This is a genomic window from Nocardioides sp. (assembly GCF_030019515.1).
Taxonomy (GTDB): domain Bacteria; phylum Actinomycetota; class Actinomycetes; order Propionibacteriales; family Nocardioidaceae; genus Nocardioides.
Map to the genome: position 1 here is coordinate 1 of NZ_JASEEQ010000022.1, position 16,692 is coordinate 16,692.

Here is a 16,692-nt window from a genome sequence, read left to right on the forward strand (position 1 = left end):
TAGGGACGCGCCTGTCGAGCAGCGCCTGAATGTCTTTGGTGCTCGCAGCCGCGTTGACTGGACGCTTCGCAACGAGCCCACGTTCAGCGACCGTGCTCAGTGCCCGGTGCACAACTCGACGGCGAGGCTCGGTGAGATCGGCGTATGTCTTCTCCCAGTCGTCGAACAGGGCCTCGATGGTCTTCCCCGAGGCGGTCGCCCAGAGACCAAACGTCCATTCGGCAGGGGCAAGGTCGTCCGCATCGGGCGCGGTGACGACCTGCAGCTGCTCGCGCCACCAGCCCACGTCGGTGGCGTGGTCTCGCGTTTGCTTCAACAACTCCGCCGGGTGGCCGTGGGGTCCAAACGCTGTCGCCGCGGGTCGGAGAACGCCACCGAACACGAGTGGTGCGTTCGCGCCGATGATGGCGATTTCCGAAGCGAGCCAGCAGCGCCCGGCGTGGTCGAACAGGGCAGAGGCTGTGGCCGACCAGGGGAAGGTACTGCCCTTCTGACCAGCCTTGAACCTGCGTAGCGCAGCGACCTTTGCGAACTCCGGAGAGGTCCTCCGCAATTTGGAGATGGCCTCTCTGCGGAGTCGGGTGTCGTTCTCGTCGAGGTCAGCGAACCCGATGTCCGAATGGCCGTGAAAGTTCGAAGGCCTCAATGCAGCAGCGACCTGCGCGGGCATCGAACGAACCGAGTAGACATACGGGCAGTCGCCGTCAAGCACTGCCTGTAGCAGCCGACCCTCGAACGTTCCGCCGGGTGCCGGGAGTGCGCCAGTGTTGAGGAACAACTCGGCCGTTCCCGGGGTCCTAAGGTCGAGCTCGTCTAGATTGAGCGTCACTCCAGCGGCGGCCTCGACTTCAGCAGCACGCACGAGCCACGCTCGCTCGTTGCATGTACCGACCGCGGCGGCTATCTGTACCGACCACCAGGCGGCAAACTCCGAACGCTGGTTGAGGAGTTCGCGGACCACCCGAACAGTGCGTCGAGCTTCCGGCGCTCCGGGGTCGTCAGCGAGTTCCGAGGTCAGGCGGGCCCACGCGGCGTCGGGTCCGTCATCACCTTGGACGTCGGGAAGGCTCGGCAACGGTCGCAACTCGTTGCGACTGAGCGCGTTGAGCAGAACGACCCTGCCCTCGTCGTCGCGAACCATGGCATCGACCAGTTCCCGAGCGCGTCGCGGCCGGGTCAGAAACACTCCATCGGTGACCAGGGTCCATGAGGAGATGCGCGCCGCTTGCGGCGGTTCGTCTTGGAGTTCGTCGAGGATGCCGTCGACGAGGTCGACCACCTCGCCGCCGTGCGCGTTCCCGCCGTAGAAGCGCGCAGTGTTAAGCCACTGCGGCCGGCGCAATAGCTCCCGGAACACCACTGTTCGATCAAACCCTCTGATGTCCTCGCCTGCGTAGCGATACAGGAACTGGGCGGCGAAGTACTCGCGGAGCGACAGGACCTCGAACTCAAACGTCCCCTCGGACTTGCTCGTCAACGCCCACAGCCGGTCACTGATCGCCTCGAACAGATCGTCGACGATGCCTTGGCTGTTCCCGTAACAGAACTGGAAATGCCGCATCGCGGCCTGAAGCTTGACCGTCGCCATCCGGCCCGGGGAGCTGTCCTCCTCGCTGCGGGACTGCAGGTACCAGCCGAGGAACGGGATGACCTCCTTTAACGATTCCTGGTGCTTGCGGACGGCTTTCGGGTACTTATTCGCCTCCCGTGCGAGCAACAGTTCGACGTAGGAGTCGTACAAGTCAGTTCGTTGTGTGGGCGTCGCCGCCCCTCGTTCGTGGATGAGATCGAGCAGGATGGTGAGCTGCATGGGGTTGCTGGCGAGCTCGCCGATGTACGGCTCTGCGCTCTTCCGCTTGAAGCTCTTTCGCATTGCACGGCCCTCGCGGCCGTGGATGTCTTTGACCTTGCACCACTTGCGGAGGTACTCGTCACGCTGTTCGAGGGAGAGCTCATTCAGCGCGATGACCTCGAATAGCTCCGGGTCGGGTTCGGGAAGCTCGTTGGTGCTCGGCCGGGTCGTGACGACGACCTGCACCGGGTCGGTAGCAGTCTGTCCGCGCCAGCTGAACTTGTTGACGGCGTCTACGACCTGGCCGCGCATCTTCGGGCTGCCGGCCTCGTCGAGCCCGTCAAGCACGACGATGCTCGGGACTCGATCGAAGAGGTCGTGCACGTCGTCTGCGGTGACCTTGGCGCCGCCGGACGCGTATGTCATGAGATCTGCGAGGAAGCACTCGATGCTGGACTCGCCTGCCTGTCGCTTCCTCGGGCGCTTCGTCGACTCGTCGGTCTCGCTTTGGTCGAACACGTCGAAGCCCTGAAGCCAACGGACGTACTCGCTTAGGTCAACTCGCAACGGGAACCGCGGCCGGTCGAGCCTCGGCAGATCTTCGGGACGCTTAGCCTCGGGCATGAACGCCGCACGATGCGCCTGGGACACGAACTGGGTCAACGTCGACTTCCCCTGCCCGGGTGCTCCGCGCACCAACGTCGCCGACTCTCGCACCTTTCCAGACGGGTCGACGTCCTTCGGCTTGAGCAAGTACTGGGCGACACCACCGAGGTACCGGTCGGGCGCCGGCTCGGTTGGTCGCGCAGGAGCTCGCCGGCCGGCGACGACCGGCGTCGGCCGCGCGGCGGTTCGAAGCCGCACCGCGGTCACGTCGATGAATAGGTCCGCGACCCGCTCACGGTCCACACCCTCGGACTGGCTGAACTTCACCCGTTCGTCGTCGCTCCACTGCGTCGCCGCGACCTTCCGCACGAGGCTCCGCAGACCACGGTCCCGGTTGCCGGCGAAGTGCTCGTCGATGAGGTACCGGATGAGGTCCCACCCAGCCAACATGTCGGCGTACTGCCACTTCACCTCGTCCGACATCGTGTCGAGAAACGCGTCGAGCTGCTCCCGCCACACGCACGTCATCTCTTCGAAGCCGTACGCCTTCGCTTGCTCTTGCAGCTTCCGGTCGAGCCGGTCGAACGTCCCCGTCTTCGGTGCCCCAGTGCTGCCAACGTTCGTCACAAGCACGTAGCGACGCACGCCCTCTCGCGCGAGCCGCTTCAGATTGGACTCCTCGCGGCGAACCACTTGGCCCAGCCACGACACGGGGTCCTTCTCTTGGCCGGACCCAGACCACTTCACCTGGAACACCACCACGTCGCCACTGACTGTCTGCACCCCGTCGCGACCGCCATCAGACTGGCCCAACGGAAGCGGCCGGTAGCCGGGGAACGCATCCGGCATGACGGCATTCACGAGAAGTTGGAAGTCCTCAGGGCCCAGCCGCTCGTACAAGTACTTGTAACGACTCTTCGGCATTCCGCCACTTCCCTCCCACGCGTAAGCCCATCGTCACAGGAAGCGCCGACAATTCGCAGCAATGTCGGAGTGGCAAGGCAGGGAAGATGCGGTCGCGGGACAATCTGGTCGTGAAGCTGGTGCTCCCCGCGCCACCGGGCTGTGAGATGAAGAGGGGCTGTGTCAACGGCGTCAGAGACGGGTAGTTCTGCAGAACGCATCCGGGACATCTGATCCACGTCGATGCTTGTCGAGAAGGTTCCCGCATCGTCCGGAACCAACTCCCAGCCCGCATCTGCCACTGCCACATGCATCCCGGTAGGTGTGTCTTTCCGCCGCGTCCGCGGCAAGCCTGACTTGCTTGTGCGGCATCCCTCACATCATTCGACGCTGCCGGAGCGGGCGGCAGTTAGAAGGTGTGGCGCATCGGCGTACACATCCCAGAGCTTCTTTCCGGCTCGGCGGCGAGTCTCGGGCGTACCAATCCAAACCATCGCTTTGTGCGCCAGCCAGTGCGGCGAGGGGCTACGCCCGTCAGGGTTGAGGTGCGCGCACGGTTTGGCTGCTCCTGCGGTCAGCCAACTCCGCAGAGCGACGACGACACCGTCCACGGTGGCGTCCAAATCGATGCGCAGGTCGCGGGCCATGAAGTCGACCCGACGCCCGGCGAATTGGTTCCAACGGCGCGCTTCACCCGCGAGTGGGGCCGGATACCGGTTACGGCCCAGCGATGAGGGACCGAAGTCCAGGCAGAGCTCATAGCGCCCGGTCCGGAGGGGCCGGCCAGGTACGGCGGCATAAAACGTCCACACGTCCAGGTCCTTGACTCCAGGGCGCCCTGCTCGCGGGTGCGGGAGCCCGTCCGGATACAGATAGTGCAGCGCTGCTCCCTGAGCGAGAACTACGGCGACCCTGCGGCCGGCCCATGCAGACAGGTTGCCACCCTTGGCCGGTGGTCGGGTGAGATCGTGGTGTTGCTCGTCGGCAAGCGCACCGAGACGCCAGAGGTCGCCTCGGCGAAGCGGAACCGTCGTCCGAGCGCCGCGGCGGCTGGTGACTTCGTCGTTAGGCACCTAGTCATCATCCCCGCCAAGTCATCATGATCGCATCGTCGTGACCGCGAAGTCTGTCACCGTGCGTCTTGACGCCGCCAGTTGCCCACTCAGTACCTCGCTGAAGCGATAGGTGATCAGATCACCGCTCGGTCGCTACTGGTCCGCCCAGCGGATCGGTTGCCGCCCGAACTCCACCAGCAGGTCGTTGACCCTGGAGAAGGTCTTCGACGCGCGGAAGTCCGGTTGCTCCTTGCGTGCCGCTGGGTGGGGGGCTTCGACTAGGCCGTGACGGTCGAAGTCGATGCTGTTCCAGCGCTTGATCCTCTGCGCCTTGGCGCCCCATAGAACGAAGACCATCGGCTCGGGGTGAGAGTCGATCGCCTTCAGCACGCTCTTGGTGAATGGTCGCCACTGGCGGAGATGCCCGCCGGCCCGACCGCTGGGGACCGTGAGCGCGAGGTTGAGCAGCAACACACCCTGTGTCGCCCAGCCGGTCAAGTCGCCGTGATCGTGAGGCTCAAGGCCGTCGTTGCTCATGGCGTGATGGATGTTCCTCAGAGAGGTTGGCAATTCCTTGCTGATCGGGACCGAGAAGGCCAACCCCATGGCCTCGCCCGGATTCGGGTAGGGGTCCTGTCCGATCATCACGACCTTGACCTTGTCGAAGGGCGCGAGGTGGAACGCAGCGAACACCTCGCCCTGTGGCGGGTACACCTCCACACGGAGACGTTCTTCGCGGATGAACTGGCGGAGATCTCTGTAGTAAGGCTTGGCCCATTCGTCGTCGAGAACGCCTGGCCACGGCTGCTGGGACGCGGCCAGCGCGGCTAAACTCTCGGCCTCCACGGGATCAAGGTCGGCCAGTAGTGCGATGGCTTCGTGGTCTGTATTGCTCATGTCGTTGGCTCCAATCCGGGCCAACGGCCCAGGTCGATCATCAGGTCCGGCACTTCATCTGGAGCAGATTCGATCTCGTGGCACTCGCGCTGCCGTGACCACCAAGGCCCCGCAGATCATCATCTCGTCTGGGTTCCTGGGTCGCGAGGGCAACTACCACACCTCGTGCGTCCGGTCCCGGCTAGCGGGTCCACCAATCAAGTCTGACTCCCCGGGCAAGGAGATTGGTTTTGGCGATGCGCCTCACGGCCTGGTGGCCGCGTAGGGCGCTCGGAGACTCACGCTTCTAGCCGCAGATAGCGCGCGCTGCGGCCATCCGGACATGGCCGCCATCCGCACTTTCGTCGAGGTGTGTCTTGCCAGCGCGATTGCCGCCGCATGTAGGACCCGTGTGGTTGGTGCGCATCCGGATGGTATTCGAGTGGGGTCCAATTACGGCTGAGTTATCCGGACCAACCACGTCCCCGCTTCGCGTCGTAGTCGTCGGCCTTTGCTGAGCGCGTGACGCTGACGGCCCGCTGGTCGGTTGTCGCCATGACTGACCTCACTACCACCACCGCCCGCGACCTCCTGCCCGAGTGGCGCCTCGCGCTCACCTCCGAGCGCAAGAGCCCCAAGACGATCGCCCTCTACCTCGACGCCGTCGGCCGCTACCTGACCTGGACCGAGACCCAGGACCTGCCGCCGATGCGACGCACCAGCCTGCAGACCTGGATCACGACCATGCTGGCTGCCGGTCGGTCGCCCAGCACGGCGCGGATCCGGCAACAGGCCGTGCGCCGCTACGCTGCCTGGCTTCTCGCAGTCGGGCACCTGGATGGTGCCCCGTTCCAGGGCATGACCTCGCCCAAGCTGGACCAGCCCGTGGTCGACCCGCTCACTGTCGCGCAGGTCCGCGCGCTCCTGCAGACCTGCCAGCCGGAGGCCGCCGACGTTCCCGCGACGGCGCGTCCGCTACGGCACGCCCGCGACGAGGCAATCATCCGGCTGATGGCCGAGACCGGGATCCGGCTCAGCGAGGTCATCGCCCTCACCGCGGGCGACCTCGACCTCGCGACTGGCCTCGTCACGATCCGGCGCGGCAAGGGCGGCCGCGGCCGCGTCATCCCCATCGGCCAGGCCACAGCTACCGCGATCCGCACCTACCTCGCCGTTCGCACCACCCAGCCCCATGCCGATCGCGAAGAACTCTGGCTCGGCGAACGTCGCTGCGGGCTCGCCGCCGACGCCCTCTACCGCTCCCTGCGCCGACGCGCCGAACGAGCCGGCATCACCGGGTTCCGACCCCACCGACTCCGCCACACCGCGGCCCACCGCTGGCTGGCCGCCGGCGGCTCCGAGTCCGGCCTGATGGCCATGGCCGGCTGGACCCGCGTCGAGATGCTCATCCGCTACACCCGCGCCAACGCCAGCGAACGCGCCGCCGCCGAAGCCCGGCGTCTCGACCTCGGGAACCTGTGAACGCGTTGGAGCCTCGGGAGAGCGGAAGAAGACCCACCCGAAGATTGAAACGCTCCGTTTGCTTCGAGTATTGCGAATTCGTGCCCGCCTCGAGAAAAGAAGCACCATGACCGCATTGACCACTCGTCCCGTCCAACCCCGGCAGCGCCGCCGTCGCGCCGCGCCGCACGTCAAGGACGACCTCGCCACCCACCCCGACAGCGTCATCCGACTCCTCCCGGCCGCGACCCCAAGGAGACGCTTGTTGTGCTGGCGCAGTCGAGCTCGCCACCCAGCAGGCCGCAGAGCTCCTCGACGTCAGCCGGCCCTGCCTCATCGGTCTGCTCGCCGCCGGCGACCACGAGTACCGCAAGGTCGGCAAGCACCGCCGGATCAAGGCCAGCCCCTGATGGTCTACATGGCCGTGATGAACAGGGGCCGCCCCGCGACGCCGCCGACGGACTGACCAGGAGAAGGGCGTGCTTGACGGTGCTGTTCGTCGTCCTCTGCGACGCAGACGTGCTCTACCCGAGCATCTCCGGGACTCGCTGATGGGCATTGGCCGAGACGGGCTCGTCCAGGCGGAGGGGATGGACTAGATCCTCGACCAGGTCTTCCCGACCTCGTCGCGAGCCGACCCGGCCTCGACCCGCAGAAGCGTGCCCGTACGCGTGAGCTCATGAACCGTGCCGTCCGTGACTGCTTGGTATCTGTCGGTGCCCATGCCTTCTTAGCTGCCGCTTCGCATCCGGATTGCCAGCCGCCGGTTCCACCAGCCCGGCTGGGCGGCCGCTTGCGCCAGCAGACGGTCGTACTCGCGCGGTGTCAGCCAGCGCAGTGCCGGTACGGCGACGAGGCCGGCCGCGAGCGAGCGCCCACGGCCAGGCGCTGAGGTTCTCGACCAGTCCGCCCACGACGGCCACGGCCGACACCTGGAGCACCATGTTGTAGGGAACGATCAACACGCCCTCGATCCCCTCGCACTCCACCAGCCAGGGGAGTCCGTGCCAGGTCGCCCGCGGCCAGCTCGCATAGTGCGAGATCACCGCGGCCGCGAACAGCCCGTTCGCGGCCGCGAACCTACGGTCTCCGCGCGGGCCAGGGAGACGACCGGCGGTCCGGTAGGCGCCGGCGGTCGCCAGGGCGTACCCCGCGACGGCGGGCCGCACGCCGATCCGCGGGGCACCCGGCACCCCGACCCCGACGGCTAGCTCGTAGCCGAGGTGGCTGGCCACGGCGACTATCCCGAGCCGGGTCCAGCGACGGTAGGGCATGCGTCTCAGGGTACCCGCGCGGCTACTGGTCAGCGGACGTCCTCGGACCGGGACAGGAGTCCGCACTCGCGCGTGTGCGGACCGGCGGAGTGGTCGACCAGACCGTGACGAAACGGCGGCGAAGTTGACGTTCGCACAGGGTCGTGACCACAGCATTCCCGGAGCGTCTCGACGGCATGCCGCAGCCCTCGATGACCGTGCCCTCCCAGTCTTGGAGGTCGCCGTAGGTGCTTGGCTCGGCTCTGCGGTGGACGACCCGTGCCAGGAGCCAGCGGAGCGTCTGCGACGTCCTCGGTGTCGAGGACACGGTGCGGGTCGATCGCGGATCGTCTCGTATGTCGTCCGTTCCGCGTTGGGCGTCTACTGCATGGGCAGCGAGATGTAGCCCCGGATCGGGCCGGAGTGGAGCCTGACGGCCGCGTCGAGGTCGACGTCCCAGTCAGGACGGCGAGTCAGCAGTGTCTGGAGAGCGATGCGTGCTTCGAGGCGGGCCAAGGATGCGCCGAGGCAGAAGTGGATGCCGCGTCCGAAGGCAACCTGTCGTTCGGGGTGCCGGTTGACGTCGAAGCGGTCTGCGTGGGGAAAGGCGTGATCGTCGCGGTTGGCCGAACCGAAGAGAAGCAGCACCGTGTCACCGGTCTGCATGCTTTCCCCGTGCAGCTCCACCGGCGCGGTGAGGGTTCGCGCGAGGCCCTGGACGGGTGAGTCGAAGCGAAGTAGTTCCTCGACCGCGGCCGGCACGAGTTCTGGGTCGTCCGCCAGCTGCTGTCGGACATCGGGGTGCTGGGCGAGCACCACGGCGCTGTTGGAGAGTAGGTTGGTGGTGGTCTCGTGCCCGGCGACGAGCAGCAGTAGGCAGAACCCGAGCAGCTCTTCTTCGCTGAGGTACTCGCCGTCGACTTCGGCCTGGACGAGTGCCGTCATGAGGTCGTCTTGAGGGTGCGCGCGTCGCTCGGCGAGGAAGGCTGTGAAGTACTCGTAGAGCGCGGCGGCGGCATCCAGCCCGGCGCCGAACTCTCCTCGGACAGGATTCGACTGGATCAGCGTGGTGGACCATGCCCGGAACTGATCACGGTCGTCACGCGGAACGCCGAGCATGTCCGCGATGACGATGGCGGGAAGCGGGCCGGCGAACCCGGAGACGAACTCCCAATTGCCTGCCTCCGGAGTTTGGTCGAGGAGGTCCTTGACCAAGGTCTCGATGTGCGGCTCGAGCGCTGCGATGCGACGCGGGGTGAAGGCTCGACTGACGATCTGGCGCAGCTGGGTGTGCCGGGGTGGATCGCTCATGATGAGCATCGGCAGGAACAGTTCCGTCATGTCGACCCCGGGTGGGGTTGGGAAGATGCCCGACGCTGAGGAGTACGTCGCCGGGTCGGCCAGGGCGGCGGAGACGTCGTCGTACCGGCTGAGTACCCACGAGTTGGCCTCGCGCGACCAGTGGGCCGGGGAGTTGGCCCGCAGCTCTCGGTAGACGGGATAGGGGTCAGCTATCACCTCGGCGTCGAACGGGCTGTAGGTCAGTGGCTGATCGCTCATCGAACATCTCCTTCGCGGTCGCTCCTTCATCCGCAGCCCTCGGCTGTGATCGATGTCGAGTACGGACAGTGGGCGGGGGCGACGACCGTGCCGCCCACCGACCGTCGCTCGGTGGGCCGCGTCATCTTCTGAACTCTTGGTTTGTACTGTGAGTACAACATACGATGTCGCATAGGTCGAGACCCGCGACCTCACCGAGATCGACGGCACCCGAACGGAGACGTGTGGGATGAGGAAGCTTCCGGCGAAGTTGGCCAGTCAGCTCTACGGGGCGGCGGAGCTGATCGCGGAGCGCGGTCTGGACGGCACCAAGATCGAAGACATCGCCGAAGCCACGGGCATCCCCAAGGCCACGATCTACTACCACCTCGACGGCAAGAATGCCGTGCTGGAGTTTCTCCTCGGCGACCTGTTGGACATGATCGCCGGAGCCGTCGGTGTTGCGGTCACGAGTGAGGAGAACGCGCGGACCCGACTCGAGGCGGCTGTGCTGGCGCAGCTGGGCGTGATGCTCGAGCACCCGTCCTTGTGCCGGGCACTGGTCGGCGACCTCGGACGCGCGACCCGGCTGCCCGAGTTGGCGGCGGCACTGCGGACTGCCTTCTACGAACCGATCGAGCAACTATTGGCTGACGGTGTCTCCGACGGGTCCCTGCGCCAGGTCGCCGACCCGGCAGCCGTGGCCTTGAGCGTCTTCGGTGCCATCACCGTCGCTGGCCTCAGCGCGGCCGTCGAGGGGCCCTCCGCCGACCCGTCCGCCGACGCAGCACGGTTCTCCGCCGCGATCACCGAGCTGGTCCTCGACGGTCTCGCGACACCTGGCAGTCGCGACCAGCGGCGGGGTGACCCGCTGTGAGCAGCATGGAGGAGCTCCTCGCCAGCTGGAACGAGAAGTTCCGGCTGCACGCTGATGGTGCTCAACTTCCCCCGCACCACACCCTCTGCCTCGCCTGTGGACCCGACAACCCGCACGGCCACCACCTCACCGTCAATCGTCGAGGAGAGGAGGTGCACGCGACCCACGTCTTCGATGAACGTCACGTGGGCGCACCCGGGATCGCCCACGGCGGTGCCGTAGCAACCGTTTTCGACGACCTCTTCGGGTTCCTGCTCTACCTCACGGGCGGTCCTGCGGTGACCCGGAAGCTCGAGGTGCTCTACGACTCACCGGTCATCCTCGGCACTACCTACGACCTCGCCGCCAGGGTCACCCGCACAGAAGGGCGCAAACTCTTCATGGAAGCCGACATGAAGCAGCTCGGAGGGTCACGTGTCGCCTCCGCCTCGGCCCTCTTCCTTTCTGTGGACGTGACCCACTTCAACCAGGGCTTGCCAATCTGACGCAGACAGTCCGGCGCCGTTCTTCCGGACCAGAGGGTTCCGAGCCGCGCTCGTGGGGGCCGCTCGATCCCGCCGCGCAAGTGCACCTTCTGGGCGCCACGCACCAACAACGTCAGCTCCTGCTCGATTGTCTCCACCGAGACCAGCTCGCCCTCCGCTTTTTGTTGCATGTAGCACCCATACCGCTAGCCGAGGGGGAATCCTGCTCTGTCTCTTGCGCCATAGCCGGGGACGCCTGCGCAGGCGCCGCGACCCACGGGTGGCGGTGGGCAGGCTGCAAGCCGACGCGGGTCGAAGATAGGGCCGAGTGTCCGCGGGCAGACGGACGCCGTGTCAGGAGATGTTGCCGACCAGGTAGCGCTGCAACGTAGGAGCAAACGCGGCCACCAGCTCGTCTTGGCTTGCCGAGGTCAGATCTTCGAGTCCGACGACGTGGCGAGCCACGGCAATGCCCAGGATCTGCGACATGACGAGCACGGCGCGCAATGGTGCCTGCCCGGCTCCGAGCTGGGACACGATCGGTTCCAGCACCCCCGTCGTGAACTTGTCCCGAATCATGCGGGCAGTGTCGGCTTCGACCCCGGCGGTGCGGATGATTGCGAGGATACGCTGCCGCCGGCCTGCTTCATCGAGGGCTTCGATCAGGCACCTGGCTAGGCGCTCGCCGACGTCCCTGGAGTCGCCGTCGAGGAGCTGAGCCCTCAACGCGGCCGAATCGAAAGAGAGGACGGTCACCTCGTCGAAGAGCTCCCGTTTCGAGCCGAAGAAGTATGCCACCAGGGCGGCATCGACGCCTGCCTGTGCCGCGATTGACCTCATGGTCACGCGGTCGTAGCCGCCGGCGGCGAACTGCTCGCGAGCGGCCCGAGCTATCTGCTCGCGTGTCACGCTGTGCCCCGGTCGGCGTCCTGAACCTCCCGGGCTGAGCCTGGGCGTTGCCGTCCCGGGGGTCTTTGTTCGGCCAGAAGGTTGCTCCATACACAACTCACTCCGTGCTCAGTGTGGATGCTGGCGTCGCCTCTCCGTCCCGGGGATCGCCGGCGGAGCCGAATCGACGCTGACAAGGCTCGATAGCGCGCTTCCCGAATCTACCCTGTTCCTCCTATGTATTTCGGCGTACCGTGGGCTGTGCCACTGTGGCTGGGGTGATCGTGAGGCCCGGCTCGCCGCTAGGGGTGGAGGTGAACGAAGTGAGGTACGGAGATCCGTACGGGCCGGCATGGCAACAGCTGGGAAGCGCGTTGTGGGATGCGTTGGCAGTCGTGTTGTGGACGCTGGTGGCTGGCAGCATCGCGTTCGGCTCATGCTGGTTCATGGGCCAGTTCATGTACACCGCGTGGGTTCGCGAGCATCCGCCTCCGCGCCTCCGGTTCGTTGCCGAACGCAAGCTGCGCAGGGATATCGCCCGAGGGCTGGGCGACCTCGAGGAGTACCTGCGCGAACGCGGTCCAGCCTGCCCCCACGATGTTCCTTCTCGTCCCGCGCGGTTTCGCACGTGGAGGCGCCCAGGCGCGCCCCGGCGGTAAGCCAACCTCCATCGCGCCGGACGCCCTCGGTCAGCCGTTCGCTAACTCATCGCTGATGGGCGGGCCCAGACACCCCGTCCGGGGGCCCGGCGATGGCGGCCACCAAGCAACTCCATCAACCCCAGCAGCGACGTTGAGCGCTTTCCGCGCAGCGAGCTGGCACTAACGGAGCTGCGCTTGTGTGACTCGCGGAGCGGTCCAGGCTGACTGTCGAGCCAAAGGGCCGATGGCCGCCCACGTTCAGAGAGGCTGGCAGACGCCGTAGGTCTGGGGCGGCTCCTGAAACATCGCCCGACGTTCGACTCTGGAAGCTTCGCCTACTTCAGTTGCGGACCTCGAGGTGTTGACGACCCGGAGCCTCAGCCTCCTCGTTGAGCATCGTGAGCAGTTTGTCCCCCTCGATGTCGAGGTCTGGCAGCACGCGGTCGAGCCAGCGGGGCAGCCACCATGCTCGCTCGTTGAAGACGGCCATGAGCGCCGGGACGAGCGTCAGCCGGACGACGAAGGCGTCGATAAGGATGCCAGCGGCGAGGGCAAAGCCGATCTGCTTGATCATGATGTCGTGGCTGAAGATGAAGCCGGAGAAGACCGCGACCATGATGATGGCGGCTGCGACGACGACCCGGCTGGCTTGGTCGAACCCGTGGACGACGCTCTGCCGTGCTCCCTCACCGTGGATGTGTGCCTCGCGCATTGAGGAGACCAGGAAGACCTCGTAGTCCATGGCCAGTCCATAGAGGATGCCGGTGACGATGATCGGCATGAAACTCATCAGCGGCCCCCCGGTGTCGAACCCGAAGAGGCTGCTGAGCCAGCCCCACTGGAAGACGGCAGTGGTGGCGCCGAAGGTGGCCAGGATGCTGAGCAGGAAGCCGGCTGTGGCCTTGATCGGGACGACTACCGAGCGGAAGACCAGCATCAGGATCAGCACGGAAAGCGCGATGATGATGCCGAGGTAGAGCGGAAGGACGTCGGCGAGCTTGTCGGACATGTCGATGCCGATGGCGGTGAACCCAGTTACGCCCAACTGTACCTCATTGTCGCCGGCGATCGCGTTGTCGGGCTCGCGCAGCGAAGTCACCAGGTCGCTGGTGACCTCGTCGCTCGGGCCGGAAGTGGGGATGACGCTGAACACGGCCAGGTCGCCGGCTTCGTTGACGCCGACCGGGGCGGCCAGCACGATGTCGTCTCGGTCCTGGAGGTCGGCGATCAGTTTCGCGGTCAGCTCGGGTGTGACGCGGCCGGCGGTGCCGGTGGGTTCTGCGGTGACGAGTAGGGGACCGTTGAATCCCTCGCCGAAGCCTTGCGAGACTGCCTCGTAGCTCTGCCGGGCGGCGGTGTCCTGGTTCGCGGTGGCCCCGGTGGGGATGCCCAGGTTCATGCTGGCGGCGGGGATCGCCATCACGCCCAGGATGGCGACCACACCCACTATGACGGGCCACCGGAACCTGATCACGCCTTTGACCCAGTGGTCGGCGACACTGTGTGATTCCTCCTTGACCTTGGCGCGGCGTTGGGCTCGGGCCTTGTCCGAGCAGATCCGCTCACCGACCAGCCCTAGCAGTGCGGGCAGCAGGGTCAGCGCGATGAGGACGGCCAGGGCCACCGTGGACGCCGCGACCAGGGCCATCGTGGAGAGCATGGCGATGCCGATCACGGTCAGTGCGGTCAGTGCGATGAGGACGGTCACGCCGGCGAAGAAGACGGCACTGCCCGCGGTGCCGACTGCTCTGCCGGCCGCCTCCTGCGCGGTGAGTCCGCGGTCGAGGATGAGCCGTCGCTGCCGGTTGACGACGAACAGCGCGTAATCGATGCCGACGGCGAGGCCCACCATGAGACCGAGCACTGGGGTGGCGGAGTTCATCTCGACGGCCGTCGAGAGCGCGTACGCTCCGCCGACGCCGATGCCGACCCCGACCAGCGCGGTGACCAGGGGAAGGCCGGCCGCGATCAGCGAGCCCAGGGTGAGCACCAGCACCAGGGCGGCGACGGCGAGACCGATCACCTCGCCGATGCCGACCGGGATCTCGATGGCCTTGAGCGAGTCGCTCGGGAGCACGGTGATCCCGGTCCCGTGCTCCGCGCGCTCCACCACCTCGACCACCGAGGTGACGTCATCGTCGGTCAAGGAGGTCGAGGCGACCGTGAACTGGAATTGGAACAGCGCGACCTGACCGTCGGAGGACACCAGCACGCCGGGCACAGGTGCTCCGTCCACCAGCAGCGGCTGGTAGGGAGGCGTCTGCCCCTGCGCCGATCCCGTCGGGGGAGTGCCCGGTGCATTCTCCTCGGGAGTGCCTGGAGCGCCTTGATCAGCCGCACCCGGAGCAAGGTCGAGGGGGTTTACGACCTTGTCGAGGTCATAGACGTCGTTGACGGTGTTGGTGATCACCGAAAGGCGGTCCGCGGTGTCGAGTCGTTCACCCTCCGGGACGGTGAAGACGACGCTGGCCTGACCTCCCGAGGCTGCAGGCAGCTCATCGGCTACGCGGTCGAGCACGGTCTGTGCCTCGGTGCCCTCGATCTTCATCTCGGAGCTGACACTGACCCCGTTGATAGCGACCGCACCGACGACCACGGCGAGGACCGCGAGCCAGCCCGAGATGAACAGCCACGGCTTGCCGAAGGCGGTTCGTCCGAGCCGGTACAGGAAGGTGGACATGGGTCTGGTGCTCCTTGAGGGCGAGGGGGTTCTAGAGGCCGTTGCGTAGGTAGTCGAAGGTCAGGTCGAGAAACGAGCTGTAGTCCATCGCGGCGGAGCTGAGGTCGCTCTCGCCGCTGAGGTGGACGTCGAGGGTGCCCTCCAGGGCGGCCATCACGGCGCCGTACACCGCGCCGAACAGCAGCGGCACATAGATCGAGGGGTACCGGTCCCCGGCCACCGACCCCAAGAGCTCCTGGGCGGTATGACGCATGCGCTGCTGAACACCCAGGACGTAGGGCTCCAGGGTCGGGTACTGCCGCGCCATCGTCATCAGCTCGCGCATCGTCAGCAACGTGTCTTCGGTGAACTGCTCCCTCATGACGGCCAGCAGGGCATCGAGCAAGGGCAGGTCTGCGGGGAGGCTGGTCAGGATCTCGCTGACGTCGTCGACCCGGCCGAACGCGACCGAAGCGACCGCCTCTTCCTTGCAGGAGAAGTGGTTCGCGAAGGTGCGTCGCGAGTAGCCCGCTCGGTCGACCACGTCCGCGGTGACGAAACCGAACAGGCCACGCTCTCGGGTGAGCTGGAACGCCGCCACGGCCAGCGTCTGTCCCGTCGCCTCTCGCTTGAGGTCACGCAGTCCACGATCCATGTGCGCAGTATGACCTGTCGTGCCCAATGGGCAACATTGCCCACCGAGCAGAGCCGTGGCTTCGGGGCGCCATGGACCGCAACAGTCCGACGCGCTCGGTAGCGTGGCGGCAACAGCTCGCCATCGCCCTCCGGCGCCGCGGGTGGCATTGGGTGGGCGTCCAAGGATGGGAGTGCGCGCATGGGCACTGCGGGGGATGGGACGGACGCTGGACGCGTAGCGGACCTCACGCAGCTGGCTGACGGCGCGCAGTTCGCTGACGCCGTGCTGGCTCTACTGGCGGTCGCTCGGCGGACCAGGGGCCGACTGCAGCCCCTCTTCGAGGACGTCACCGTGCCGCAGCTGGTACTGCTGGATGCTGTCCAGGCCTGCGGGCGGGAAGGCATCGTCGCAATCTCGGAGTACACGTTGCTCAGCCAACCGACCGTGACCCAGCAGGCCGCCGCGCTAGAAGCCGCCGGGCTTCTGCGTCGCATCGCAGCCGAGAACGATCGGCGCCGGCGGGTCCTCACGCTCACCGAACGCGGTGAGGACCTCCTGGCATCTAAGCGCGGACTGGTTGCCGACCGGTTATCAGTGGCCTGGGCATCGCTCAGCGCCGAGGAGCGGTCGATCGCGGTCCCGCTGCTGCGTCATATCATTGACCTTGTCTCGGAGTTGGCCTGACACTTGCACGCACGGACGCGGGAGGAGCCGGCGCCTGCGGCCGGCCGATCGGGACGAGCGCGCTCGGGTGGTGCGTGGCCAGCTGTTGGCACGGGCGGCGACGGCCGAGCCCATCCGACTACGACCGACGGACTGACGCGAGGGCCCGCATCTCCCCTGCGCCCCGTCGTAGGACCTGCGAGGGTCTGACCTAAGCCGCCTCCATCAGGGCGAAGTGGGGCCGCGCACGTTCGCCGGTTCGAGAAGTTGGAGACGCCTCTGTTTCGGGCACACCCACCATCGGAGATGCAGGCACGAGAGTCACCAGGAGGCCGGTGTAGCAGACAAACGTCCGAGCCAGCAGTCCCGAGCTCGGCG

At 66.6% G+C, this 16,692-nt stretch carries 12 protein-coding genes; 4 read left to right on the forward strand and 8 right to left on the reverse strand.

The features are described from left to right. The 3 genes from QMC84_RS21200 to QMC84_RS21210 all read right to left on the reverse strand — a co-directional run. A partial coding sequence (locus QMC84_RS21200; protein ID WP_300378437.1) for a hypothetical protein occupies positions 1–3,322 on the reverse strand: 3,322 nt, incomplete at its 3' end. Positions 3,323–3,681: 359 nt separating this feature from the next. Continuing rightward, positions 3,682–3,948 (reverse strand): hypothetical protein, encoded by a 267-nt coding sequence (locus QMC84_RS21205; protein ID WP_300378439.1) that lies wholly within the window; start codon positions 3,946–3,948, stop codon positions 3,682–3,684. A 561-nt stretch (positions 3,949–4,509) separates the two neighbouring features. Beyond that, positions 4,510–5,253, reverse strand: a complete 744-nt coding sequence (locus QMC84_RS21210) for a uracil-DNA glycosylase (RefSeq protein WP_300378441.1) — start codon at positions 5,251–5,253, stop codon at positions 4,510–4,512. 534 nt (positions 5,254–5,787) lie between these two features. On the opposite strand from QMC84_RS21210, the gene QMC84_RS21215 reads away from it, so the two are divergent. Beyond that, on the forward strand, positions 5,788–6,714 hold the full coding sequence (locus QMC84_RS21215; protein WP_084527694.1) for a tyrosine-type recombinase/integrase: 927 nt from the start codon (positions 5,788–5,790) through the stop codon (positions 6,712–6,714). Between the two features lie 656 nt (positions 6,715–7,370). Here QMC84_RS21215 and QMC84_RS21220 read toward each other — a convergent pair. Both QMC84_RS21220 and QMC84_RS21225 read right to left on the reverse strand, forming a co-directional pair. Beyond that, on the reverse strand, positions 7,371–7,967 hold the full coding sequence (locus tag QMC84_RS21220) for a hypothetical protein (protein ID WP_166318098.1): 597 nt from the start codon (positions 7,965–7,967) through the stop codon (positions 7,371–7,373). A gap of 360 nt (positions 7,968–8,327) precedes the next feature. After that, positions 8,328–9,506 (reverse strand): cytochrome P450, encoded by a 1,179-nt coding sequence (locus QMC84_RS21225; protein WP_068111696.1) that lies wholly within the window; start codon positions 9,504–9,506, stop codon positions 8,328–8,330. Positions 9,507–9,735: 229 nt separating this feature from the next. On the opposite strand from QMC84_RS21225, the gene QMC84_RS21230 reads away from it, so the two are divergent. Together QMC84_RS21230 and QMC84_RS21235 are read left to right on the forward strand one after the other, a co-directional pair. Continuing rightward, positions 9,736–10,362, forward strand: coding sequence for a TetR/AcrR family transcriptional regulator (locus tag QMC84_RS21230; RefSeq protein WP_068111701.1), 627 nt, complete (start codon positions 9,736–9,738; stop codon positions 10,360–10,362). 5 nt (positions 10,363–10,367) lie between these two features. Beyond that, entirely contained in the window at positions 10,368–10,847 is a 480-nt protein-coding gene (locus QMC84_RS21235) for a PaaI family thioesterase (RefSeq protein ID WP_068115057.1), read from the forward strand. Between the two features lie 333 nt (positions 10,848–11,180). Here QMC84_RS21235 and QMC84_RS21240 read toward each other — a convergent pair whose 3' ends face one another. The 3 genes from QMC84_RS21240 to QMC84_RS21250 all read right to left on the reverse strand — a co-directional run bounded on the left by QMC84_RS21240 (position 11,181) and on the right by QMC84_RS21250 (position 15,669). Then, a complete protein-coding gene (locus QMC84_RS21240; protein WP_068111705.1) occupies positions 11,181–11,735 on the reverse strand; it encodes a TetR family transcriptional regulator in 555 nt (184 codons plus the stop codon). A 960-nt stretch (positions 11,736–12,695) separates the two neighbouring features. Then, positions 12,696–15,035: an MMPL family transporter gene (locus QMC84_RS21245; RefSeq protein ID WP_068111707.1), complete on the reverse strand. Its 2,340-nt coding sequence runs from the start codon at positions 15,033–15,035 to the stop codon at positions 12,696–12,698. Positions 15,036–15,066: 31 nt separating this feature from the next. After that, positions 15,067–15,669: a TetR/AcrR family transcriptional regulator gene (locus tag QMC84_RS21250; RefSeq protein WP_068111710.1), complete on the reverse strand. Its 603-nt coding sequence runs from the start codon at positions 15,667–15,669 to the stop codon at positions 15,067–15,069. 333 nt (positions 15,670–16,002) lie between these two features. On the opposite strand from QMC84_RS21250, the gene QMC84_RS21255 reads away from it, so the two are divergent. Then, positions 16,003–16,335, forward strand: a complete 333-nt coding sequence (locus QMC84_RS21255; protein WP_166318101.1) for a MarR family winged helix-turn-helix transcriptional regulator — start codon at positions 16,003–16,005, stop codon at positions 16,333–16,335. Positions 16,336–16,692: the final 357 nt, after the last annotated feature.

Coding starts and splice junctions, on each gene's coding strand:
- QMC84_RS21205 (WP_300378439.1), bottom strand. CDS start 3,948: ATGGCCCGCGACCTGCGCATCGATTTGGACGCCACCGTGGACGGTGTC.
- QMC84_RS21210 (WP_300378441.1), bottom strand. CDS start 5,253: ATGAGCAATACAGACCACGAAGCCATCGCACTACTGGCCGACCTTGAT.
- QMC84_RS21215 (WP_084527694.1), top strand. CDS start 5,788: ATGACTGACCTCACTACCACCACCGCCCGCGACCTCCTGCCCGAGTGG.
- QMC84_RS21220 (WP_166318098.1), bottom strand. CDS start 7,967: ATGCCCTACCGTCGCTGGACCCGGCTCGGGATAGTCGCCGTGGCCAGC.
- QMC84_RS21225 (WP_068111696.1), bottom strand. CDS start 9,506: ATGAGCGATCAGCCACTGACCTACAGCCCGTTCGACGCCGAGGTGATA.
- QMC84_RS21230 (WP_068111701.1), top strand. CDS start 9,736: ATGAGGAAGCTTCCGGCGAAGTTGGCCAGTCAGCTCTACGGGGCGGCG.
- QMC84_RS21235 (WP_068115057.1), top strand. CDS start 10,368: ATGGAGGAGCTCCTCGCCAGCTGGAACGAGAAGTTCCGGCTGCACGCT.
- QMC84_RS21245 (WP_068111707.1), bottom strand. CDS start 15,035: ATGTCCACCTTCCTGTACCGGCTCGGACGAACCGCCTTCGGCAAGCCG.
- QMC84_RS21250 (WP_068111710.1), bottom strand. CDS start 15,669: ATGGATCGTGGACTGCGTGACCTCAAGCGAGAGGCGACGGGACAGACG.